Origin of the sequence: Streptomyces sp. SolWspMP-5a-2 (genome assembly GCF_900091845.1) — a bacterium.
Taxonomy (GTDB): Bacteria; Actinomycetota; Actinomycetes; order Streptomycetales; family Streptomycetaceae; genus Streptomyces; species Streptomyces doudnae.
Map to the genome: position 1 here is coordinate 51,133 of NZ_FMCI01000148.1, position 21,567 is coordinate 72,699.

Annotated in this window: 17 protein-coding genes; 8 read left to right on the top strand and 9 right to left on the bottom strand. The window is 73.7% G+C overall.

Annotated elements, in window-relative coordinates:
- The first annotated feature begins 88 nt into the window (after positions 1–88).
- Positions 89–1,894, top strand: coding sequence for a glycoside hydrolase family 35 protein (locus GA0115242_RS14920; RefSeq protein ID WP_093828526.1), 1,806 nt, complete (start codon positions 89–91; stop codon positions 1,892–1,894).
- A 36-nt stretch (positions 1,895–1,930) separates the two neighbouring features.
- A complete protein-coding gene (locus tag GA0115242_RS14925) occupies positions 1,931–2,824 on the top strand; it encodes a hypothetical protein (protein ID WP_093828528.1) in 894 nt (297 codons plus the stop codon).
- Between the two features lie 26 nt (positions 2,825–2,850).
- Here the strand turns inward: GA0115242_RS14925 and GA0115242_RS14930 are convergent, their stop codons facing one another.
- On the bottom strand, positions 2,851–3,759 hold the full coding sequence (locus GA0115242_RS14930; RefSeq protein WP_093828530.1) for an SDR family oxidoreductase: 909 nt from the start codon (positions 3,757–3,759) through the stop codon (positions 2,851–2,853).
- Positions 3,756–4,529: an SDR family oxidoreductase gene (locus GA0115242_RS14935; RefSeq protein WP_256089437.1), complete on the bottom strand. Its 774-nt coding sequence runs from the start codon at positions 4,527–4,529 to the stop codon at positions 3,756–3,758. Before GA0115242_RS14935 ends, GA0115242_RS14930 begins: the two co-directional genes overlap by 4 nt.
- Before the next feature lie 100 nt (positions 4,530–4,629).
- Here GA0115242_RS14935 and GA0115242_RS14940 point away from each other — a divergent pair, with 100 nt between their 5' ends.
- Genes GA0115242_RS14940 through GA0115242_RS14955 form a run of 4 tightly spaced genes read left to right on the top strand, consistent with a single transcriptional unit; the run spans position 4,630 to position 8,041 of the window.
- Entirely contained in the window at positions 4,630–5,373 is a 744-nt protein-coding gene (locus GA0115242_RS14940; protein WP_093828532.1) for an enoyl-CoA hydratase family protein, read from the top strand.
- Entirely contained in the window at positions 5,374–6,219 is an 846-nt protein-coding gene (locus tag GA0115242_RS14945) for a CoA transferase subunit A (RefSeq protein ID WP_093828534.1), read from the top strand. It begins immediately after the preceding gene.
- A 14-nt stretch (positions 6,220–6,233) separates the two neighbouring features.
- Positions 6,234–6,968, top strand: coding sequence for a CoA-transferase subunit beta (locus tag GA0115242_RS14950; RefSeq protein ID WP_256089438.1), 735 nt, complete (start codon positions 6,234–6,236; stop codon positions 6,966–6,968).
- A complete protein-coding gene (locus tag GA0115242_RS14955) occupies positions 6,965–8,041 on the top strand; it encodes an NAD(P)H-dependent flavin oxidoreductase (protein ID WP_093828536.1) in 1,077 nt (358 codons plus the stop codon). Before GA0115242_RS14950 ends, GA0115242_RS14955 begins: the two co-directional genes overlap by 4 nt.
- 230 nt (positions 8,042–8,271) lie before the next feature.
- On the opposite strand, the gene GA0115242_RS14960 is transcribed toward GA0115242_RS14955, so the two are convergent.
- Genes GA0115242_RS14960 through GA0115242_RS14970 form a run of 3 tightly spaced genes read right to left on the bottom strand, consistent with a single transcriptional unit; the run spans position 8,272 to position 10,923 of the window.
- The gene (locus GA0115242_RS14960; protein WP_093828538.1) at positions 8,272–9,429 is read right to left on the bottom strand and encodes an acetyl-CoA C-acetyltransferase; all 1,158 of its coding nucleotides are present in this window, start codon (positions 9,427–9,429) and stop codon (positions 8,272–8,274) included.
- A 53-nt stretch (positions 9,430–9,482) separates the two neighbouring features.
- Complete coding sequence (locus tag GA0115242_RS14965; RefSeq protein WP_093828540.1) at positions 9,483–10,115, bottom strand: TetR/AcrR family transcriptional regulator; 633 nt, start codon at positions 10,113–10,115, stop codon at positions 9,483–9,485.
- Positions 10,116–10,137: 22 nt separating this feature from the next.
- Complete coding sequence (locus tag GA0115242_RS14970) at positions 10,138–10,923, bottom strand: SDR family oxidoreductase (RefSeq protein WP_093828542.1); 786 nt, start codon at positions 10,921–10,923, stop codon at positions 10,138–10,140.
- Positions 10,924–10,982: 59 nt separating this feature from the next.
- On the opposite strand from GA0115242_RS14970, the gene GA0115242_RS14975 reads away from it, so the two are divergent.
- Positions 10,983–12,122 carry an acyl-CoA dehydrogenase family protein gene (locus GA0115242_RS14975; protein ID WP_093828544.1) on the top strand — a complete coding sequence of 380 codons (1,140 nt, stop codon included), beginning with the start codon at positions 10,983–10,985 and terminating at the stop codon, positions 12,120–12,122.
- Positions 12,122–13,135 carry an acyl-CoA dehydrogenase family protein gene (locus tag GA0115242_RS14980; protein ID WP_093828546.1) on the top strand — a complete coding sequence of 338 codons (1,014 nt, stop codon included), beginning with the start codon at positions 12,122–12,124 and terminating at the stop codon, positions 13,133–13,135. The genes GA0115242_RS14975 and GA0115242_RS14980 overlap by 1 nt, the downstream gene beginning before the upstream one ends.
- A gap of 39 nt (positions 13,136–13,174) precedes the next feature.
- Here GA0115242_RS14980 and GA0115242_RS14985 read toward each other — a convergent pair whose 3' ends face one another.
- The 4 genes from GA0115242_RS14985 to GA0115242_RS15000 all read right to left on the bottom strand — a co-directional run bounded on the left by GA0115242_RS14985 (position 13,175) and on the right by GA0115242_RS15000 (position 21,371).
- Positions 13,175–13,900 carry a vWA domain-containing protein gene (locus GA0115242_RS14985; RefSeq protein WP_093828548.1) on the bottom strand — a complete coding sequence of 242 codons (726 nt, stop codon included), beginning with the start codon at positions 13,898–13,900 and terminating at the stop codon, positions 13,175–13,177.
- A 284-nt stretch (positions 13,901–14,184) separates the two neighbouring features.
- The gene (locus GA0115242_RS14990) at positions 14,185–15,648 is read right to left on the bottom strand and encodes a glutamate synthase subunit beta (RefSeq protein WP_093828550.1); all 1,464 of its coding nucleotides are present in this window, start codon (positions 15,646–15,648) and stop codon (positions 14,185–14,187) included.
- Entirely contained in the window at positions 15,641–20,245 is a 4,605-nt protein-coding gene (gene gltB / locus GA0115242_RS14995; protein ID WP_093828552.1) for a glutamate synthase large subunit, read from the bottom strand. Before gltB ends, GA0115242_RS14990 begins: the two co-directional genes overlap by 8 nt.
- Positions 20,246–20,639: 394 nt before the next feature.
- Entirely contained in the window at positions 20,640–21,371 is a 732-nt protein-coding gene (locus GA0115242_RS15000) for a VIT1/CCC1 transporter family protein (RefSeq protein ID WP_093828554.1), read from the bottom strand.
- Positions 21,372–21,567: the final 196 nt, after the last annotated feature.

Here is a 21,567-nt window from a genome sequence, read left to right on the forward strand (position 1 = left end):
CTGTCCCTCGGTCGGGCCGTCCTTCGGTCCAAGTAGCCGTGATCTTTGTCCATGGACGGGGTCGCCGCCAGGGGGTGAGGGTGGGCGGATGAGTGAGTTCAGGGTGGGGGACGCGGATTTCCTGCTGGACGGGCGCCCGGTGCGGCTGCTGTCGGGCGCGCTGCACTACTTCCGGGTGCACGAGGCGCAGTGGGGGCACCGGCTGCGGATGCTGCGGGCGATGGGCCTCAACTGCGTGGAGACGTACGTGCCGTGGAACCTGCACGAGCCGCGTCCTGGCGAGCTGCGGGACGTGGGGGCGCTGGGCCGGTTCCTGGACGCGGCGCGCGAGGCGGGGCTGTGGGCGATCGTGCGCCCCGGGCCGTACATCTGCGCCGAGTGGGAGAACGGCGGGCTGCCGCACTGGCTGACCGGGGAGCTGGGGGCACGCGCGCGTACCCGTGACGCGGGCTTCCTCGCGGCGGTGGAGCGGTGGTTCGGGCTGCTGCTGCCCGAGGTGGTCTCCCGGCAGGCCGACCGGGGCGGTCCGGTGGTCCTGGTGCAGGTGGAGAACGAGTACGGCAGTTACGGCTCGGACGGGGTCTATCTGGAGCGGCTGGCGGGTGTGCTGCGGGAGGCCGGGGTGACGGTGCCGCTGTGCACGTCGGACGGCCCGGAGGACCAGATGCTGAGCGGTGGCGCGGTGCCGGGGGTGCTCGCCACGGTGAACTTCGGTTCGGGGGCGCGGGAGGCGTTCGATGCGCTGCGCCGGTTCCGTCCGTCGGGTCCGCTGATGTGCATGGAGTTCTGGTGCGGCTGGTTCGACCACTGGGGCGGGGCGCACGCGGTGCGGGAGGCGGGGGACGCGGCGGAGGCGCTGCGGGAGATCCTGGAGTGCGGGGCGTCGGTGAATCTGTACATGGCGCACGGGGGGACGAGTTTCGGGGGCTGGGCGGGGGCCAACCGGGGCGGCGGGGCGCGGCACGAGGGGGTGCTGGAGCCGGACGTGACGTCGTACGACTACGACGCGCCGATCGACGAGTGCGGGCGGCCGACGGAGAAGTTCTGGCGGTTCCGCGAGGTGCTGGCCGGGTTCGCGGACGGTCCGCCGCCCGAGGTGCCGCCCGCGCCGCCGGTGCTGTCCGCGCGGGTGGCGGCGGTGGTGGCGGGCTGGGCGCCGCCGGACGCCGTCCTGGAGGCGTTCGGGGGCGCGGAGGTCGCGCGGCCGGTCCCGCCGACGTTCGAGGAGCTGGACGTCGACCGCGGCCTGGTGCGGTACGCGGTGCGGGTGCCGGGGCCGCGGGGGGCGTACCCGCTGACGGCGAGGGGGCTGCGGGACCTGGCCGTGGTGTCCGTGGACGGGGTGCGGGCGGGTGTCCTGCGGGAGGACGCGGAGACGCTTGAGCGGCCGGTCGCGGGGGACGCGCGCGTGGAGCTGTGGGTGGAGTCGCTGGGGCGGGTCAACTACGGTCCGCGCGCCGGTGAGCCGAAGGGGATCACCGGGGGGCTGCTGCACGAGCGGCAGTTCCTGCACGGGGTCAGCGCGCGCGGGCTGCGGCTGGACGCGCTGGAGTCGGCGGCGGACGTCCGCGCGGTGGCGGTGCGGGCGCTGCCGGGGGACGGCGCGCGGGGGCTGTACCGGGGGTCGGCGCGGGTGCGGGGCGCGGGGGACGCGTGGCTGGAACTGCCGGGCTGGACGCGGGGGTTCGTGTGGGTGAACGGTTTCGCGCTGGGCCGGTACTGGTCGGTGGGCCCGCAGCGGTCGCTGTTCGTGCCGGGTCCCGTGCTGCGGGAGGGCGGCAACGAGGTGTGGCTGCTGGAGCTGGAGGAGGCGCCGCGGGACGTCCGGGGTTCGTGGGTGCTGCGGCCGGTCGCGGAGGCCGGGGACCGCGCCCGGACGGGCGCGCGGCCGTAGAGTGGAAGCGGCTTCGGGGCGTCTTGGGGGTAGGGCGTGGCGGACGACGGACCGGTGGAGCACGGCTTCCCGCATCTGGAGACGGTGCGCGCGTCGGTGACGGCGCTGTACCGGAGGGTGTCCTGGGACACCGTGCGGACGTTCGGGGTGAGCGTGGCCCCGGCGGACGTGGCGTTCTCCGACGCCGACGATCTGCACCTGGGGGCGCAGCGGGTGGCCGGTGAGCTGGTGCGGCACTACCGGCTGCCGGACGCGCGCATGGTCGTCGGGTTCCGCGCGATGACGCACGCGGCGGACGTGGAGCTGGCGGCGGGGCCGGAGTACTTCGTCGAGCTGAACGACCGGTTCCGCACGCACCGGCGGGACATCGGGGCGGCGCTGGCGCACGAGGTGGCGCACGTCTATCTGCACCGGCTCGGCCTGTCGTTCCCCGGCACCCGGGACAACGAGATCCTCACGGACACGGTGGCGGCGTACCTGGGCGCGGGGTGGCTGCTGCTCGACGCGTTCCGGCAGGACGCGGCGTCGTCGCAGAAGCTGGGCTACCTGACGCCGGAGGAGTTCGGGTACGTGCTCGCCAAGCGGGCGCTGGTCTTCGGCGAGGACCCGTCGGTGTGGTTCACCAGTCCGCAGGCGTACACGGCGTACGGCGTGGGGATGGAGCGGGCCAGGCAGGACGAGCGGCGGCCGCCGCTGACGGCCGCGGGGTGGGCGGGGCGGCGCCGGTACGCGCGGGACCGGCGGCACGCCCTGGAGCGCGGGACGCCGGTCGCGCCGGGCGCCGGGTACGACTTCAGCCGGGAGGGCGCGGGCCCGCTGCGGGTGTCGTTCCCGTGTCCGACGTGCGGGCAGCGGATCAGGGTGCCGGTGCGGGGGCGGGTGCGGGCCCGGTGCGGTCTGTGCCGAACGGTCCTGGAGTGCGACACGTAGGACGGGCGGGGCACCGCCGGGGCCGGTCAGCGGGCGCCGTAGACCGCTCCCGGGGTGAGCGCCTCCGTGAGGAGGGCGCGGACCGTGGCTCCGGCCTCGGCGGGGGTGCGGCGGGCGCCGCTGTCCTCGGTCGGGCCGGGCCGCCAGCCCTCCATGACGGTGATCCGGCCGGCCTCCGTCTCGAAGACCCGGCCGGTGACCCCGGCGCTGTCGGCGGAGCCGAGCCAGACGACGAGCGGGGAGACGTTCCCGGGCGCCATCGCGTCGAAACCGGTGCCGGGCGCGGCCATGGCGCGGGCGAAGACGCGTTCGGTCATCCGGGTGCGGGCGGCCGGGGCGACGGCGTTGACCTGGACGCCGTAGCGGGCGAGTTCGGCGGCGGCGACGAGGGTGAGGGCGACGATCCCGGCCTTGGCCGCGCTGTAGTTGCCCTGTCCGACCGAGCCGAGGAGGCCCGCGCCGCTGCTGGTGTTGACCACGCGGGCGTGCGGGGTGCGTCCGGCGCGGGTCTCCGCGCGCCAGTGCGCGGCGGCGTGCCGCAGGGGCAGGAAGTGGCCGGTGAGGTGGACGCGCAGGACGGCGTCCCAGTCGTCCTGGTCGAGGTTGACGAGCATCCGGTCGCGCAGGAATCCGGCGTTGTTGACCAGGGTGTCCAGGCGTCCGTAGGTCTCCAGCGCGGTGGTGACGAGGGAGGCGGCGCCGTCGCCGGTGGCGATGTCGGCGCCGTGGGCGACGGCGTCGCCGCCCGCGGCGCGGATCTCGGCGGCGACCTGGGCCGCCGGGCTCGCGGGGTCGGGGGTGCCGTCGAGTCCGACGCCGAGGTCGTTGACGACGACCCGGGCGCCCTCGGCGGCGAAGGCGAGGGCGTGCGCGCGGCCGAGGCCGCGTCCGGCGCCGGTGACGGCGACGACCCGGCCGTGGCAGATTCCGCTCATCGGGCGTCTCCTTGCGGGGTGCGGTCGGGGGGCACGGCGGCCAGGAAGGCGGGCCGTTCGCCGCCGCCGTGGACGAGGAGGGCGGCGCCGCTGATGTAGGCGGCGGCGTCGGAGGCGAGGAAGACGGCGGCGGCGCCGACGTCGGCGGGGGTGGCGAGGCGGCCGAGCGGCACCGTGCGGGAGACCGCCGCGATGCCTTCCTCGCCGCCGTAGTGCGGTGCGGCGGACTCGGTGCGGACCATGCCGACGACCAGGGTGTTGACCCGGACCTCGGGCGCCCACTCGACGGCCATGGAGCGGGCGAGGTGTTCGAGGCCCGCCTTGGCCGCCCCGTACGCGGCGGTGCCGGGCGAGGGGCGGCTGCCGCTGACGCTGCCGATCATCACGACGCTGCCCCGGGCGCGTCGCAGGTGGGCGCGGGCGGCGAGGGTGACGGTCAGCGGGGCGAGCAGGTTCAGTTCGACGACGCGGGCGTGACGGGCGGCGTCCGCCTCGTCGAGACGCCGGTGGGGCGCGCCGCCCGCGTTGTTGACGAGGACGTCGAGGCGGGGCAGGGCGGCGAAGAAGTCCCGCACGGCGTCCGGGTCGCGTACGTCGAGCGCGGCGAACTCGGTGCCGGGCAGCGGCGCTTCGGGAGGTCTGCGGGCGCAGACGAGGACCCGGGCACCGGCGTCGGCGAGGGCGCGGGCGATCCCGGCGCCGACGCCCCGGGTGCCGCCGGTGACGACGGCGCTCCGGCCGTCCAGCGGTGCGTGACGAGAGTTATCCACAGGGCTCCCGCTCCGATCCGGTGGCTGCTAGCTTCGAAGCCTCGACACCTAACAAATGTTTGGTGGAAAGGTCTTGGTCGGAAAGGTAGCTGATGCGCTGATGGGTGTCTCCACCTCGTCCCCGGAAAAGGGGATTTCCGTCGTCACGGTCGACTTCCCGCCGGTGAACGCGCTGCCGGTGGCGGGCTGGTTCGCGCTGGCCGACGCCGTGCGCGCGGCCGGCCGCGACCCGAGGACCCGGTGCGTGGTGCTGGCGGCCGGGGGGCGGGGGTTCAACGCGGGCGTGGACATCAAGGAGATACGGGCGGGCGGCGCGCGCACGCTGGTGGGCGCCAACCGGGGCTGCTCCGAGGCGTTCGCCGCGGTGTACGACTGCGAGGTGCCGGTGGTGGCCGAGGTGCACGGCTTCTGCCTGGGCGGCGGCGTCGGCCTGGTGGGGAACGCGGACGCGATCGTGGCGAGCGAGGACGCCGTCTTCGGCCTGCCGGAGCTGGACCGCGGCGCGCTGGGCGCGGCGACGCACCTGGCCCGGCTGGTCCCGCAGCACCTGATGCGGACCCTCTACTACACCTCGCGCACGGTGACGGCGGCCGAGCTGCGGGCGCACGGCGCGGTGTGGCGGGTGACGGCCCGCGCGGAGCTGCGCGCGGGGGCGCTGGAGCTGGCGCGGGAGATCGCCGCGAAGGACGGCGAGCTGCTGCGGCTGGCGAAGGCGGCGATCAACGGCATCGACCCGGTCGACGTCCGGCGCGGATACCGCTTCGAGCAGGGCTTCACGTTCGAGGCGAGCGCGCTCGGGGTCGGCGACCGGGTCCGGGACACGTTCGGGACGGAGGGCGGGTAGGTGGGCGACAAGACGATGACGGCCGAGGAGGCCGTCTCCCGGCTGGAGAGCGGGATGACCCTCGGCATCGGCGGCTGGGGCTCGCGGCGCAAGCCGATGGCCCTGGTCCGGGCGCTGCTGCGGTCGGACGTCCGCGACCTCACGGTCGTCTCGTACGGCGGCCCCGACGTGGGCATGCTGGCGGCGGCCGGCCGGCTGCGGCGGCTGGTGACGGCGTTCGTCACCCTGGACTCGATCCCGCTGGAGCCGCACTACCGGGCGGCCCGGGAGCGCGGCGCGTTCGAACTGACCGAGGTCGACGAGGCGATGTTCATGTGGGGGCTGCGGGCGGCGGCGAACCGGCTGCCGTTCCTGCCGGTGCGCGCGGGGCTCGGTTCGGACGTGATGCGAGTCAACCCCGAGCTGCGGACGGTCACGTCCCCGTACCCGGACGGCGAGACGTTCGTGGCGATGCCCGCCCTGCGGCTGGACGCGGCGCTGGTCCACGTCAACCGCGCCGACCGGCTGGGCAACGGGCAGTACCTGGGGCCCGATCCGTACTTCGACGACCTGTTCTGCGCGGCGGCGGAGACCGCGTACCTGTCGTGCGAGCGGCTGGTGGACACGGCGGAGCTGGCGAAGGCGGGCCCGCCCCAGTCCCTGCTGGTCAAACGGCACCGGGTGACGGGGGTGGTGGAGGCCCCGAACGGCGCGCACTTCACCTCGTGCGCGCCGGACCACGGACGGGACGAGGCGTTCCAGACGCTGTACGCGACGACGCCGTGGCCGGAGTTCTCGGCCCGGTTCCTCGCCGGGGACGAGGCGGCGTACCGGGCGGCGGTCGACGCCTGGGCGGAGGAGCGGTGACGGGCGGGGAGCGGGTGAACGGGACGGACCTGGGCGGGGTGACCCGCGCCGAGTACTGCGTGGTCGCGTGCGCGGAGGCGTGGCGCGGCGCCGGGGAGATCCTGGCGAGCCCGATGGGGGTGATCCCGTCGATCGGGGCGCGGCTCGCCAGGCGGACCTTCGCGCCCGACCTGCTGCTGACCGACGGGGAGGCCACGCTGGTCGGTGCCGACGGCACGGTGGAGGGATGGCTGCCCTACCGGCAGCATCTGGAGCTGGTCGCGGGCGGACGGCGGCACGTGATGATGGGGGCGAGCCAGATCGACCGGTTCGGCAACCAGAACATCTCCTGCGTCGGGGACTGGCGGCGGCCCAGGCGCCAGTTGCTCGGGGTGCGCGGGGCGCCGCTCAACACCCTGAACAACCCGACCAGTTACTGGATACCGCGGCACTCCCGGCGGGTCTTCGTGGAGCGGGTGGACCTGGTGTGCGGGGTCGGCACCGACCGCGCGGCCGGGGCCCGGTACCACTGTCTCCCGAGGGTCGTCTCCGACCTGGGCGTCTTCGACTTCGCGACACCCGACGGGTCGATGCGGCTGGCGTCGGTCCACCCCGGGGTCACGGTGGAGGAGATCGAGGAGGCGACCGGCTTCCCGCTGACCGTGCCGCCGCGGGTCCCGTCGACGAGGGCGCCGACGGCGGCGGAGCTGCGGCTGATCCGGGAGGTCGTCGACCCGGCGGACACCCGCTCCCGCGAGGTCGGCGCGTGAGGGGGACCGCGCTCACCCGGCTGGTCGGGGTCCGGCATCCGATCGTGCAGACGGGGATGGGCTGGGTCGCGGGCCCCCGGCTGGTGTCGGCGAGCGCCGAGGCGGGCGCGCTCGGCATCCTCGGCGCGGCGACGATGACCCTCGACCAGCTCCGCTCCGCGGTCCGGGAGGTGCGGTCCCGCACCGACGCGCCGTTCGGGGTGAACCTGCGGGCGGACGCGGCGGACGCGGGCGACCGGGTGCGGATCATGATCGAGGAGGGGGTGCGGGTGGCGTCGTTCGCGCTCGCCCCCTCGCCCGAGCTGATCGCGGAGCTGAAGGAGGCTGGGCTGGTGGTGATCCCGTCGGTGGGCGCCGCACGGCACGCCGAGAAGGTCGCCGCGTGGGGCGCGGACGCGGTCGTCGTGCAGGGCGGGGAGGGCGGCGGCCACACCGGTGAGGTGGCGACGACGGTGCTGCTGCCGCAGGTGGTGGACGCGGTACGGATCCCGGTGGTGGCGGCGGGCGGCTTCTTCGACGGGCGCGGGCTGGTCGCGGCGCTCGCCTACGGGGCGGCCGGCGTCGCGATGGGCACCCGGTTCCTGCTGACCTCCGACTCGACGGTGCCCGACGCGGTCAAGGCCCGCTATCTGGCCGCGACGGTCCGGGACGTCACGGTCACCCGGGCGGTCGACGGCCTCCCCCACCGGATGCTGCGCACCGACCTGGTGACGGCGCTGGAGCGGGCGGGGAGCGGGCGGGCGCTGCTGCGGTCGGCGCGCGAGGCGGCCGCGTTCCGCCGGGTCTCCGGCGCGAGCCGGCGGGGGATGGTCCGCGACGGCCTGGCCCTGCGCCGCGGGGCGGACCTGTCGTGGGGTCAGACGCTGCGCGCGGCGAACACGCCGATGCTGTTGCGCGCGGCGATGGTGGAGGGCCGTACCGACCTCGGGGTGATGGCCGCGGGCCAGGTCGCGGGGGTCATCGAGGACCTGCCGTCCTGCGCGGAGCTGGTGGCGGGGGTGATGGACCAGGCGGAGCGCATCATGACCGGGTGGCGACACACGGAGGAGGGGGCGGGTGAGGGGGGCGAGTGAGAGGGGGCGGGCGAGGGGACCGGGTGAGGGGGGCGGGTGAGAGGGGGCGAGTGAGGGGGGCGGCGGCGCGCACCCGCGAGCACCGCGCCCCGCCGCTCCCCCGGTCACAGCCGTCACAGCCGTCGCAACCGTTCGATGATGGTCACAGCCGTCGCAGCCGTTCGTTGATGGTCACAGCCGGTCCATGATGGCCACGCCTCTCGATGAGGGTCACGGCCGCTCGGCGATGGTCACAGCCGCTCGATGATGGTCACGTTGGCCTGGCCGCCGCCCTCGCACATCGTCTGGAGGCCGAACCGGCCGCCGGTGCGCTCCAGTTCGTGCAGGAGCGTGGTCATCAGCCGGGCCCCGGTCGCGCCCAGCGGGTGGCCGAGCGCGATGGCGCCGCCGTTGACATTGACCCGGGCGGGGTCGGTGCCGGTCTCCTTCAGCCAGGCCAGCACGACCGGCGCGAACGCCTCGTTGATCTCCACGAGGTCGATGTCGGCCATGGTCAGACCGGTCCTGCGCAGGGCGTGCGCGGTGGCCGGGATCGGCGCGGTCAGCATGCGGATCGGGTCCTCGCCGCGCGCCGAGAGGTGGTGGACGCGGGCCCGGGGCGTCAGGGCGTGGTCCCGCACCGCCCGCTCGGAGGCGAGCAGCAGCGCGGCGGCGCCGTCGGAGACCTGCGAGGAGCAGGCCGCGGTGACGGTGCCGCCGTCCAGGACCGGCTTGAGCGCGGCCATCCGCTCCAGCGAGGTGTCCCGGCGCGGCCCCTCGTCGACGGCGACCGGACCGTACGCGACGCACTCCCTCACGAACCGCCCCGCGTCGATGGCGTGCAGGGCCCGCCGGTGCGAGCGCAGCGCGAACTCCTCCTGGTCCTCCCGGGTGATCCCCCACTTCGCGGCGATCATCTCGGCGCCGGTGAACTGGTTGACCGGCCGGTCCCCGTACCGTGCCCGCCAGCCCGTGCTGCCCGCGAAGGGGCCCTGGGTCAGGCCGAGGGGCTCGGCGGCCTGCCGGGTCGCGAAGGCGATCGGGATCTGCGACATGTTCTGCACGCCCCCCGCCACGACCAGGTCCTGGGTGCCGGAGAGCACGGCCTGCGCCGCGAAGTGCACGGCCTGCTGCGACGATCCGCACTGCCGGTCGACGGTGACGCCCGGCACCTCCTCGGGCAGTCCGGCCGCCAGCCAGCAGGTGCGGGCGATGTCCCCGGCCTGCGGCCCGACCGCGTCGAGGCAGCCGAGGACGACGTCGTCGACGGCGGCCGGGTCGACGTCGGCGCGGGCGACGAGGTCGCGCAGGACGTGCGCGCCGAGGTCGGCGGGGTGGACCGCGGCGAGCCCTCCCCCGCGCCGCCCGACGGGTGTGCGGACCGCTTCGACGATGTAGGCCTCGGCCATGACGACTCCCCAGACTCCGAACGCGCCGGTCGGCTCCGGCGCGTGCCAGCGGGTCAGATGCGGACGGCGATCCCGTCCAGCACCATCGACAGGTACTGGCGGGCGATCTCCTCGGGGCTGTGCTGCCCGCCGGGCCGGTACCAGGACGCGGCGACCCAGACCGTGTCCCGCACGAACCGGTAGGTGAGCCGGACGTCGAGGTCGGCGCGGAAGACCCGCTCGGCGACCCCGCGTTCCAGCGTGGCCAGCCACGCCGTCTCGAACCGGCGCTGCGACGCGGCGAGGAACTCGAACCGGTCCTGCGCGACGAGCTGCCTGCTCTCCTTCTGGAAGATCGCGACGGCGGCGCGGTGCCGGTCGATCTCCCGGAACGACTCGGTGACCAGGGCCTCCAGGGTGGCGCGCGGTCCCAGACCGGCGGCGAGGACGGTGTCGTAGCCGCTCCACAGCTCGTCCAGGAAGGTGCGCAGGATCTCCTCCAGCATCGATTCCTTGGAGTCGAAGTGGTAGTAGAGGCTGCCCGCGAGCATGCCCGCGTGGTCGGCGATCTTGCGGACGGTGGTGGCGTTGTAGCCCTGCTCGGCGAAGACCTCGGCGGCGGTGTCGAGGATCTCCCGCCGTCGGTCGCGGGCTGCGGCGGTGGGCCGCTCGGCGGCGGTCACCTGGGGCTTCTTCTTGGTCGGCACGCGTCCATTGTGGTCGGTCGCCCTAGGGGTGCTGACTGCTGACGGAGACGACCTCGCCGGTCAGGTACGAGGAGTAGCCGGACGCCAGGAAGACGATCACGTTGGCGACCTCCCAGGGTTCGGCGTGGCGGCCGAACGCCTCCCGGGCGGTCAGCTCCGCCAGCAGGTCCGGAGTGGTGACCTTGGCCAGGTGCGGATGGAGGGCGAGGCTGGGCGAGACGGCGTTGACGCGCACGCCCCAGGCGGCGGCCTCGACTGCCGCGCACCGGGTCAGCGCCATGACGCCCGCCTTCGCCGCGGCGTAGTGCGCCTGCCCGGCCTGGGCCCGCCAGCCCACCACGGAGGCGTTGTTGACGATCACTCCGGCGCCAGTGCCGCGCATCAGCCGCAGGGCGGCCCGGGTGCACCGGAAGGTGCCGTTGAGTGTGACGTCCAGGACCCGGTCCCACTGGTCGTCGGTCATGTCGACGAGGTCCGACGTCCCGCCGAGCCCCGCGTTGTTGACGACGACGTCGAGTCGCCCGTGCAGGCGGACGGCCGTGTCGAACAGCGCGCGGACCTGGGTGTCGTCGGTGACGTCGCAGAGCCGCGCGGCGACCGCCCCGGGGAACTCCCGGGCGAGCGCCGCCTCGTGCTCCTCCAGTCGGCGCGCGTGGGTGTCGCTGATCAGGACGCGGGCGCCCTCCTCCAGGAGGCGGCGGGCGGTCGCGCCGCCGATGCCCGTGCCCGCGGCGGCCGTGACGACGGCGGTGCGGCCGGTCAGCAGTCCGTGCCCGGGGACGTAGGCCGGGCTCTCGACGCCTGTCATGGACCCACGCTAACCTACCAAACACTTGTTAGGGAAGCCGTCCGAGAAGGGTGCCGCCCGTGGACCTCAGCCCCTCCCCCGGCGACGAGGCGTTCCGCGCCGAGGCCCGCGCCTGGCTCGCGGCGCACGTGCCACGCACCCCGCTGCCGTCCCTGGAGACCGGGGAGGGGTTCGCCGCGCACCGCGCCTGGGAGGCCGAACTCGCCGCGGACCGCTGGTCGGTGGTGTCCTGGCCGGCCGAGTTCGGCGGCCGGGGGTGCGGGCTGGCGCGCTGGCTGGTCTTCGAGGAGGAGTACTGGGCGGCGGGCGCCCCCGGCCGGGTCGGGCAGAACGGCGTCAGCCTGCTCGCGCCGACCCTCTTCGACCACGGCACGGCCGGGCAGCGGTCCCGGGTGCTGGGGCCGATGGCGACCGGCGAGGTGGTGTGGGCGCAGGCGTGGTCGGAGCCGGAGGCGGGATCCGACCTGGCGTCGCTGCGCTCCCGGGCGGTGCGGGTGTCCGGGGGCTGGCTGCTGGAGGGGCAGAAGACCTGGTCGTCGCGGGCCGCGTTCGCCGACCGCGCCTTCGGGCTGTTCCGCACCGACCCGGACACGCCCCGCCCCCACCAGGGCCTGACGTACCTGATGTTCGACCTGCGCGCGGCGGGCGTCACGGTCCGCCCGATCGGACGCCTCGACGGGAGACCGGCCTTCGCGGAGATCTTCCTCGACGAGGTGTTCGTGCCGGACGAGGACGTGATCGGGGCGCCGGGCGAGGGGTGGCGGATCGCCATGTCGGCGGCGGGCAACGAGCGCGGCCTGACGCTGCGTTCGCCCGGCCGCTACCTCGCCGCCGCCGACCGGCTGGCGGCGCTGTGGCGGGAGCGGGGCGCCCCGGAGTCCCTGCGCGGGAGGGTGGCGGACGCGCTGATCGGCGCCCGCGCCTACGACCTCTACACCCGGGCGGCGGCCTCCCGCTTCCTGGCGGGCGAGGAGCTGGGCGCCGGGTCGAGCGTCAACAAGGTCTTCTGGTCCGAGTACGACCTCGCGCTGCACGAGACCGCCCTCGAACTGCTGGGCGGGGAGGCCGAGTTCGCGGACGGGCCGTGGGCCGAGGGGTACGTCTTCGCGCTGGCGGGCCCCGTCTACGCGGGCACCAACGAGATCCAGCGGGACATCATCGCCGAGCGGCTGCTCGGCCTGCCGAAGGGACGCCGCTGATGCGTTTCCTGCTGGACGCCGAACAGCGGGCGTTCGCCGCCTCGTTGGACGCGATGCTGACGGCGGCGGGCACTCCGGCGGTGGTCAGGGCGTGGAGCGCGGGGGACCACCGCGGCGGACGGGCGCTGTGGTCCCGGGTCGCCGACGCGGGCGTCTTCGCGCTCGCGGTACCGGAGGAGGACGGCGGCCTCGGCCTGCGCCCCGTCGAACTCGTCGTGGCCTTCGTGGAGTTGGGTCGGCACGCGGTCCCGGGCCCCTTGGTGGAGACGGTCACGGCGGCGGCCCTGCTGACCGCGCCGGGCGAGGGCCGCGAACTGCTGCCCGCCCTGGCCGCGGGCACCACGATGACGACGCTGGCCCCACCCCCGACAACCTTCCACCCCACCCCGCACACCGCCCCACCCCCGACCGGCGACACGGACGCCCCCGCCCCGCTCGCCCTCGACGGCGACGCGGCCGATCTCCTTCTCCACGTCGACGCCCGGGGCGACCTGCGGCGGGCGGCCGGGCACGGTCGGGTCCGCGGCTCGCTCGACCCGGCCCGCCGCCTCACCCCGCTGCTCCCCGGCGGCGCGCTCCTCGCCCAAGGCCCGCTGCCGGAAGGGGCGTTGGCGCTCGCCCGGCTCACCACCGCCGCCCAGGCCCTCGGGGTCGGGCTGGCCCTGCTGGAGCGGACGGTGGCGCACGTCCGGCAGCGCACCCAGTTCGGGGTGCCCGTCGGCTCGTTCCAGGCGGTGAAACACCGGCTCGCGGACGCGCGGATCGCGCTGGATCTCGCCCACCCGCTCCTGCTGGGCGCGGCGCTCACCGGCGACCCGTTCGACGTCGCGGCCGCCAAGGCCGGCGCCTGCGAGGCCGCGTACACCACCGCGCGGGCCGCCCTCCAGCTGCACGGCGCGATCGGCTACACCGCCGAGTACGACCTGTCCCTCTGGCTGACCAAGGCCGTCGCCCTGCGCACCGCGTGGGGCACCCCGGGCGAGTGCCGGGCGGCGGTCCTGCGCGAGCGCTGAACCGCCCCGGCCGCTGAACCGCCCCGGCCGCCGCGCGCCTCAGCCGTCCGTCACGATCCCCCGCGCGCGGGCCGCCGCGAGCCACTGCGGGTACTCGCCCAGGAGCCGGTCGTACAGCTCCGCGTCGGACATCCGCCGGGGGTCCGAACCGGCGTGGAAGAAACCGGCGTTGTCGACGACCCGCTTCGCGGGCACCGGCAACTCGTCGAGCTTGCGCAGGAAGTCGAACTGCTTGCTGCGGCGGTCGCCGAACCCGATGAACTGCCAGAACATCGGGAGCTTCGCGGCCTTGCACAGATACCGTTCCGCGGCCGCCTTGTTGATCGGGCCGCCGTCCGTCTGGAAGACGACCAGGGCCGGTTCCGTGGAGCCGCTGTCGAGGTAGTGGTCGATGACGGCGTCCATGGCGAGGTGGTAGCTGGTCTTCCCCATGTGCCCGAGTCCGGCGACGATCCGGTCGATCTTCCCCCGGTGGTCGTCGAGGGCGATCTCGGTGACCGCGTCGACGTCCGTGGAGAAGAACACCACGGGCACCCGGCCGTCGTCGTCGAGGTGCGCGGAGAGCCCGAGCACCCGGTCGGCGAGCGCCTGCACACTGCCGTCCGCGTAGTACTGCCGCATGGAGCCCGAGTAGTCGACGACGAGGTAGACCGCCGCCCGCACCGCCTCCAGGCCGTTGCGTCGCATCGACGCCCCGGCCGACTTGTAGAGGCTGACCAGCGCGGGCGCGCTCCGCTCGACCTTCTCCAGAGAGATCGCCGCCATGTTTCCCCACCGTTCCCGTCGTCCACCGGCGCCCGCACCGTCCCCGGGCGCCGTCCCCACCGCTTGTGGCACCCATCATCGGTCACGCGGCCGGGCGCGCGGCACGGACGGGCGCGGTCCCCGTCCCCGCGACCGCCGTCGGCCTGGCGGGTGCGCGGCGCGAGGCGTCGGCTCCCCGGTCCGGACACGCGGCGGCGCCTGCCCAGTCGTCCGGTCGGGGACTGGCGGGCAGGCGCCGTCGTTGTTCCCCGTACGCCGTTGTACGGGACGTTCTTGTGGTGCCGTCAGACCATCAGCGAGCGGTCCGTCGGGCGGATCGGGGCCGGCAGGTCGCTGGCCCCGGCGAGGAAGCGGTCGCAGCCGCGGGCGGCCGAGCGGCCCTCCGCGATCGCCCAGACGATGAGCGACTGGCCGCGCCCGGCGTCACCGGCGACGAAGACGCCCGGCACGTTGGTCTGGAAGTCGGCGTCGCGGGCGATGTTGCCGCGCTCGTCGAGGCCCAGGCCGAACTGCTCGACGAGGCCGTTCTCCCGGTCGGTGCCGGTGAACCCCATGGCCAGGGTGACCAGTTGGGCCGGGATCCTGCGCTCGGTGCCCGGCTTCGGGGTCAGCCTGCCCTCGATGAACTCGACCTCGGTGAGGTGCAGCCACTGGACGTTGCCGTCCTCGTCGCCCTCGAAGTGCGTGGTGGAGACGGCGTAGACGCGCTCGCCGCCCTCCTCGTGGGCGCTGGTGACCTTGTACAGCATGGGGAAGGTCGGCCACGGCTGGGTGACCGCGTTCCGCTCCTCGCCCGGCCGGGGCATGATCTCCAGCTGGGTGACGGAGGCGGCGCCCTGACGGTGCGCGGTGCCCACGCAGTCCGCGCCGGTGTCGCCGCCGCCGATGACGACGACGTGCTTGCCCTCGGCCGAGATCGGGGAGGTGACGTAGTCGCCCTCCTGGACCTTGTTGGACAGCGGCAGGTACTCCATCGCCTGGTGGATGCCCTTCAACTCCCGTCCGGGGACGGGCAGATCACGGGCGGTGGTGGCACCGGCGGCGATGACGACGGCGTCGTAGCGCTTCTTGAGGTCGGTCGCCTTGAGGTCGCGGCCGATCTCGACGCCGGTGCGGAAGCGGGTGCCCTCCGCGCGCATCTGCTCGATGCGCCGGTTGATGTGCCGCTTCTCCATCTTGAACTCGGGGATGCCGTAGCGCAGCAGGCCGCCGACGCGGTCGGCGCGCTCGTAGACGGCGACGGTGTGACCGGCCCGGGTCAGCTGCTGGGCGGCGGCGAGACCGGCCGGGCCCGAGCCGATGACGGCCACGGTCTTGCCGGAGAGCCGCTCGGGGATGCGCGGGGCGACGTCACCGGTCTCCCACGCCTTGTCGATGATGGAGACCTCGACGTTCTTGATGGTGACCGGCGGCTGGTTGATGCCGAGCACGCACGCCGACTCGCAGGGCGCGGGGCAGAGGCGACCGGTGAACTCCGGGAAGTTGTTGGTCGCGTGCAGCCGCTCGGAGGCGGCGGCCCAGTCCTCGCGGTAGGCGTAGTCGTTCCACTCGGGGATGAGGTTGCCGAGCGGACAGCCGTTGTGGCAGAACGGGATGCCGCAGTCCATGCACCGGCTGGCCTGCTTGCTGATGATCGGCAGCAGCGAGCCGGGGACGTAGACCTCGTTCCAGTCCTGGAGCCGGACGTCGACCGGGCGGGAGGTGGCGACCTCGCGGCCGTGGTTGAGGAAGCCCTTCGGGTCAGCCATGGGTCGCCGCCTCCATCATCTTCTCGGTGATCTCGGTCTCGGAGAGACCCGCTCGCTCGGCGGCGTCCTTGGCGGCGAGCACTGCCTTGTACGTGCTGGGGATGATCTTGCTGAAGCGTGCGACGGCGGTGTCCCACTCGGCGAGCAGCTTCTCGGCGACCGTGGAGCCGGTCTCCTCCTGGTGGCGCCGCACGACGTCGTGCAGCCACTGCCGGTCGTCGTCGTCCAGCGCCTCGACGGCGTCCCGGTTGCCGGCGTTGACGTGGTCGGGGTCCAGGTCGACGACGTAGGCGATGCCGCCGGACATGCCGGCCGCGAAGTTGCGCCCGGTCTCGCCGAGGACCACCGCGTGCCCGCCGGTCATGTACTCGCAGCCGTGGTCGCCGACGCCCTCGGAGACGACCAGCGCGCCGGAGTTGCGGACGCAGAACCGCTCGCCGGTGCGGCCGCGCAGGAACAGCTCGCCGCCGGTCGCGCCGTAGGCGATGGTGTTGCCCGCGATGGTCGAGTACTCGGCGAGGTGGTCGGCGCCCCGGTCGGGACGGACGACGACCCGGCCGCCGGAGAGGCCCTTGCCGACGTAGTCGTTGGCGTCGCCCTCCAGGCGCAGCGTGACGCCGCGCGGCAGGAACGCGCCGAAGGACTGCCCGGCCGAGCCGGTGAAGGTGATGTCGATGGTGCCGTCGGGCAGACCGGCGCCGCCGAACTTCTTCGTCACCTCGTGGCCGAGCATGGTGCCGACCGTGCGGTTGATGTTGCGGACCTTGACCTGGGCGCGCACCGGCTGGGCGTCGGTGGCGCTGGTGGCGGCGAGGGCGTCGGCGGCCAGCTTGATCAGCTGGTTGTCGAGCGCCTTCTCCAGGCCGTGGTCCTGGGCGACGATCCGGTGGCGGACGGCGCCGTCGGGGAGTTCGGGCACGTGGAAGAGGGGGGCCAGGTCGAGGCCCTGGGCCTTCCAGTGGTCGACGGCGCGGGTGACGTCGAGGGTCTCGGCGTGGCCCACGGCCTCCTCGATGGAGCGGAAGCCCAGCTCGGCGAGGATCTCGCGGACCTCCTCGGCGATGAACCGGAAGAAGTTCACGATGTACTCGGCCTTGCCGGAGAACCGGTCGCGCAGCACCGGGTTCTGGGTGGCGATGCCGACCGGGCAGGTGTCGAGGTGGCAGACGCGCATCATGACGCAGCCGGAGACGACGAGCGGCGCGGTCGCGAAGCCGAACTCCTCGGCGCCGAGGAGCGCGGCGATGACGACGTCGCGGCCGGTCTTGAGCTGGCCGTCGGTCTGGACGACGATCCGGTCGCGCAGGCCGTTGAGCAGCAGGGTCTGCTGGGTCTCGGCGAGGCCCAGCTCCCAGGGGCCGCCCGCGTGCTTGAGCGAGGTGAGCGGGGAGGCACCGGTGCCGCCGTCGTGTCCGGAGATCAGGACGACGTCGGCGTGGGCCTTGGAGACACCGGCGGCGACGGTGCCGACGCCGACCTCGGAGACCAGCTTCACGTGGATCCGCGCCTGCGGGTTCGCGTTCTTCAGGTCGTGGATGAGCTGGGCGAGGTCCTCGATGGAGTAGATGTCGTGGTGCGGGGGCGGGGAGATGAGGCCCACGCCGGGCGTCGAGTGACGCGTCCGCGCGACCCACGGGTACACCTTGTGGCCGGGGAGCTGGCCGCCCTCGCCGGGCTTGGCGCCCTGCGCCATCTTGATCTGGATGTCGTCGGCGTTGACGAGGTACTCGCTGGTCACGCCGAAGCGGCCGGAGGCGACCTGCTTGATGGCGCTGCGGCGGGCCGGGTCGTAGAGCCGCTCGGGGTCCTCGCCGCCCTCGCCGGTGTTGGACTTGCCGCCGAGCTGGTTCATGGCGATGGCGAGGGTCTCGTGCGCCTCCATGGAGATGGAGCCGTAGGACATGGCGCCGGTGGAGAACCGCTTGACGATCTCGGAGACCGGCTCGACCTCGTCGACGGGGATCGACGGGCGGTCGGAGGTGAAGCCGAAGAGGCCGCGGAGCGTCATGAGGCGCTCGGACTGCTCGTTCACCCGGTCCGTGTACTTCTTGAAGATGTCGTAGCGGCCGGTGCGGGTGGAGTGCTGGAGGCGGAAGACCGTCTCCGGGTCGAAGAGGTGCGGCTCGCCCTCGCGGCGCCACTGGTACTCGCCGCCGATGTCGAGGGCGCGGTGGGCGGGCGCGATGCCGGAGGCGGGGTACGCCTTGGCGTGCCGGGCGGCGACCTCCTGGGCGATGACGTCGAGGCCGACGCCGCCGATCTTGGTGGCGGTGCCGCTGAAGTACGTCGCGACGAACTCCTGGTCGAGGCCGACGGCCTCGAAGACCTGGGCGCCGCGGTAGGAGGCGACGGTGGAGATGCCCATCTTGGACATGACCTTGAGGACGCCCTTGCCGAGGGCGTGGATCAGGTTGCGGATGGCCTGCTCGGGCTCCGCGCCGGGCAGGAAGGTACCGGCCCTGACCAGGTCCTCGACCGACTCCATGGCCAGGTAGGGGTTGACGGCGGCGGCGCCGAAGCCGATCAGCAGCGCGACGTGGTGGACCTCGCGGACGTCACCGGCCTCGATCAGGAGGCCCACGTGGGTGCGCTCCTTGGTGCGGATGAGGTGGTGGTGGACGGCCGCGGTGAGCAGCAGCGACGGGATCGGCGCGTGCTCGGCGTCGGAGTGCCGGTCGGAGAGCACGATCAGGCGGGCGCCGTTGTCGATGGCGGCGTCGGCCTCGGCGCAGATCTCCTCCAGCCGGGCGGCGAGGGAGTCACCGCCGCCGGAGACCCGGTACAGGCCGGAGAGGGTCGCGGCCTTGAAACCGGGCATGTCGCCGTCGGCGTTGATGTGGATGAGCTTGGCCAGCTCGTCGTTGTCGATGACCGGGAAGGGCAGCAGGACGGAGCGACAGGAGGCGGCGCTCGGGTCCAGGAGGTTGCCCTGGGGGCCGAGGGAGGAGCGCAGCGAGGTGACCAGCTCCTCGCGGATGGCGTCCAGCGGCGGGTTGGTGACCTGCGCGAACAGCTGGGTGAAGTAGTCGAACAGCAGACGCGGGCGCTCGGAGAGGGCGGCGATGGGCGAGTCGGTGCCCATGGAGCCGATCGGCTCGGTGGCGGACTTGGCCATCGGCGCGAGGATGACGCGCAGTTCTTCCTCGGTGTAGCCGAAGGTCTGCTGGCGACGGGTGACCGAGGCGTGGGTGTGGACGATGTGCTCGCGCTCGGGCAGGTCGCTCAGCTCTATCTCACCGGCCTCCATCCACTCCTCGTACGGGGCGGCGGCGGCGAGCTGGGCCTTGATCTCGTCGTCCTCGATGATGCGGTGCTCGGCGGTGTCGACGAGGAACATCCGGCCGGGCTGGAGGCGGCCCTTGCGGACCACCTTGGCGGGGTCGATGTCGAGGACGCCGACCTCGGAGCCGAGGACGACGAGGCCGTCGTCGGTGACCCAGTAGCGGCCGGGGCGCAGGCCGTTGCGGTCGAGGACGGCGCCGACCTGGGTGCCGTCGGTGAAGGTGACGCAGGCCGGGCCGTCCCAGGGCTCCATCATCGTGGCGTGGAACTGGTAGAAGGCGCGGCGGGCCGGGTCCATGGAGTCGTGGTTCTCCCACGCCTCCGGGATCATCATCAGCACCGAGTGGGGCAGCGAGCGGCCGCCGAGGTGCAGGAGTTCGAGGACCTCGTCGAAGGACGCGGAGTCGGAGGCGTCCGGCGTGCAGAGCGGGAAGATCCGCTCCAGGGTGCCGTCGCCGCCGAAGAGGCCGGAGGCGAGCTGGGACTCGCGGGCGCGCATCCAGTTGCGGTTGCCCTTGACGGTGTTGATCTCGCCGTTGTGGGCGACGAACCGGTAGGGGTGCGCGAGCGGCCACGACGGGAAGGTGTTGGTGGAGAACCGGGAGTGCACGAGCGCGATCGCGGAGGCGAAGCGGCGGTCGGACAGGTCCGGGAAGAAGGGTTCGAGCTGGCCGGTGGTCAGCATGCCCTTGTAGACGATGGTGCGGGCCGACAGCGAGGGGAAGTAGACGCCGGCCTCGCGCTCGGCGCGCTTGCGCAGCACGAACGCCTTGCGGTCGAGGGCGATGTCCGTCGCCGCGGGGGTGGCGGCGTCGCCGACGAAGATCTGCCGGAAGGCGGGCATCGTCGAGCGGGCGGTGGCGCCGAGGAGTTCGGGGGCGACGGGGACCTCGCGCCAGCCGAGGACGGTGAGGCCCTCCTCGGCGGCGATCGTCTCGATCCGCGAGACGGCGTCCGTGAGGCCGTCCTCGGGCAGGAAGGCGATGCCGACGGCGTAGGACCCGGCCGCGGGCAGTTCGAATTCGGCCACCTCACGGAAGAAGGTGTCGGGCACCTGGGAGAGGATGCCGGCGCCGTCGCCCGAGTCGGGCTCGGAGCCGGTGGCGCCGCGGTGTTCGAGGTTGCGCAGGACGGTCAGGGCCTGATCGACCAGCGTGTGGCTCGCCTCACCGGTGAGGGTGGCCACGAAACCGACGCCGCATGCGTCGCGCTCGTCACGGGGGTCGTACATACCCTGCGCAGCAGGGCGAGCATCCATGAAGGACCAGTTCTGGCCATTCGCGGAATGCTGGGACGGCTGGCGCGGCGTACGCATCGGCTCTCCCGTCGTCGTCTCAAGTGGCATGTGTGATGGCCGAGGGACGACGTTGGCCCTCTGCGGTGCAAAATTTCGAGCAGGTTACATGATGGGGCGGTTCTCGGGAAGTGGATACCGCGTTCCAACATGCGGACACCGCCCAGGACGGCGCGGGGTGTCGCCGGACGGCGGAACAGCTCGGTGTCGTGATGTTCGAGGGCGATCGAGGGGGACAGGATCGGTCAGATCGGCGTCCGTCGACCCGGGGGCGAGTGAGGCGTCGTCGCTCGCCGCACAGACGCGCGACAGGCCTCATTGCCCGCGGCGCTTACGGCTCATGCCCGGTGGTCAACCACTCGAAACCAGCAAGTAACGACTACTTATACAGGCATCCGCATAAGTAGCGGCCCACTCATCCTACGGCCGTTCCGAAGAAACTGCCCAGGGCGTACGTCACACCGGCCGCAGCGCCGCCCAGCGCGAGCTGCCGCAGACCGCTGAACCACCAGGTCCGCGCGGTCACCCTGGCCACCACCGCACCGCAGGCGAACAGCCCGATCATCGCGAGCAGCAGGGCGGGCCAGAGCGAGGTCGCGCCCAGCAGATAGGGCAGCACCGGCAGCAGGGCGCCCAGCGCGAAGGAGCCGAACGACGAGACGGCGGCGACCAGCGGCGAGGGCAGATCGCGCGGGTCGACGCCCAGCTCCTCGCGGGCGTGGATCTCCAGCGCCTGCTCGGGGTCGGCCGAGAGCTGTCTCGCCACCTCGCGGGCGAGCGGCGGCTCGACACCGCGCGCCGTGTAGAGCGCGGCCAGCTCGGCCTCCTCGTCCTGCGGGTGGCGGCGCAGCTCCCGGCGCTCGACGTCCAGCTCGGCCTGGACCAGCTCGCGCTGCGAGGCGACGGAGGTGTACTCGCCCGCGGCCATCGAGAAGGCACCGGCGGCGAGGCCCGCGAGGCCGGTGAGCACGAGGGTCTGGTGGCCGACGGCGCCGCCGGCCACGCCGGTCATCAGCGCCAGGTTGGAGACCAGCCCGTCCATCGCGCCGAACACGGCGGGGCGGAGCCAGCCGCCGTTGACGTCGCGGTGGGTGTGGTTGTCGCGGTGCGCCTCGTGGAGCGTCGCCCCGGTCTCGACGATGGCCATGAGAGGTCCCCCAGTCGGGTTGATCGGTAGCAAGTTTGGACTCATTCCATTCTTTTACAACACCCAAGATAAGCCTCCCGATTCCCGCCCGCCAGCAAGGAAAGGCTGCGCTAACCAGGGCTTTTACCGATTCCGCCGGTCCCCGCGCTCCCCCGGCCCGGATGCCGTCCGGGTGACGCACCGGCCCCCCGCGCTC

Excerpts from the sequence above, each read along its gene's own strand:
- gltB (WP_093828552.1), bottom strand. The coding sequence starts at position 20,245 with ATGCGTACGCCGCGCCAGCCGTCCCAGCATTCCGCGAATGGCCAGAAC.
- GA0115242_RS14930 (WP_093828530.1), bottom strand. The coding sequence starts at position 3,759 with ATGAGCGGAATCTGCCACGGCCGGGTCGTCGCCGTCACCGGCGCCGGA.
- GA0115242_RS14940 (WP_093828532.1), top strand. The coding sequence starts at position 4,630 with ATGGGTGTCTCCACCTCGTCCCCGGAAAAGGGGATTTCCGTCGTCACG.
- GA0115242_RS14980 (WP_093828546.1), top strand. The coding sequence starts at position 12,122 with ATGCGTTTCCTGCTGGACGCCGAACAGCGGGCGTTCGCCGCCTCGTTG.
- GA0115242_RS14990 (WP_093828550.1), bottom strand. The coding sequence starts at position 15,648 with ATGGCTGACCCGAAGGGCTTCCTCAACCACGGCCGCGAGGTCGCCACC.
- GA0115242_RS14985 (WP_093828548.1), bottom strand. The coding sequence starts at position 13,900 with ATGGCGGCGATCTCTCTGGAGAAGGTCGAGCGGAGCGCGCCCGCGCTG.
- GA0115242_RS14960 (WP_093828538.1), bottom strand. The coding sequence starts at position 9,429 with ATGGCCGAGGCCTACATCGTCGAAGCGGTCCGCACACCCGTCGGGCGG.
- GA0115242_RS14920 (WP_093828526.1), top strand. The coding sequence starts at position 89 with ATGAGTGAGTTCAGGGTGGGGGACGCGGATTTCCTGCTGGACGGGCGC.
- GA0115242_RS15000 (WP_093828554.1), bottom strand. The coding sequence starts at position 21,371 with ATGGCCATCGTCGAGACCGGGGCGACGCTCCACGAGGCGCACCGCGAC.
- GA0115242_RS14970 (WP_093828542.1), bottom strand. The coding sequence starts at position 10,923 with ATGACAGGCGTCGAGAGCCCGGCCTACGTCCCCGGGCACGGACTGCTG.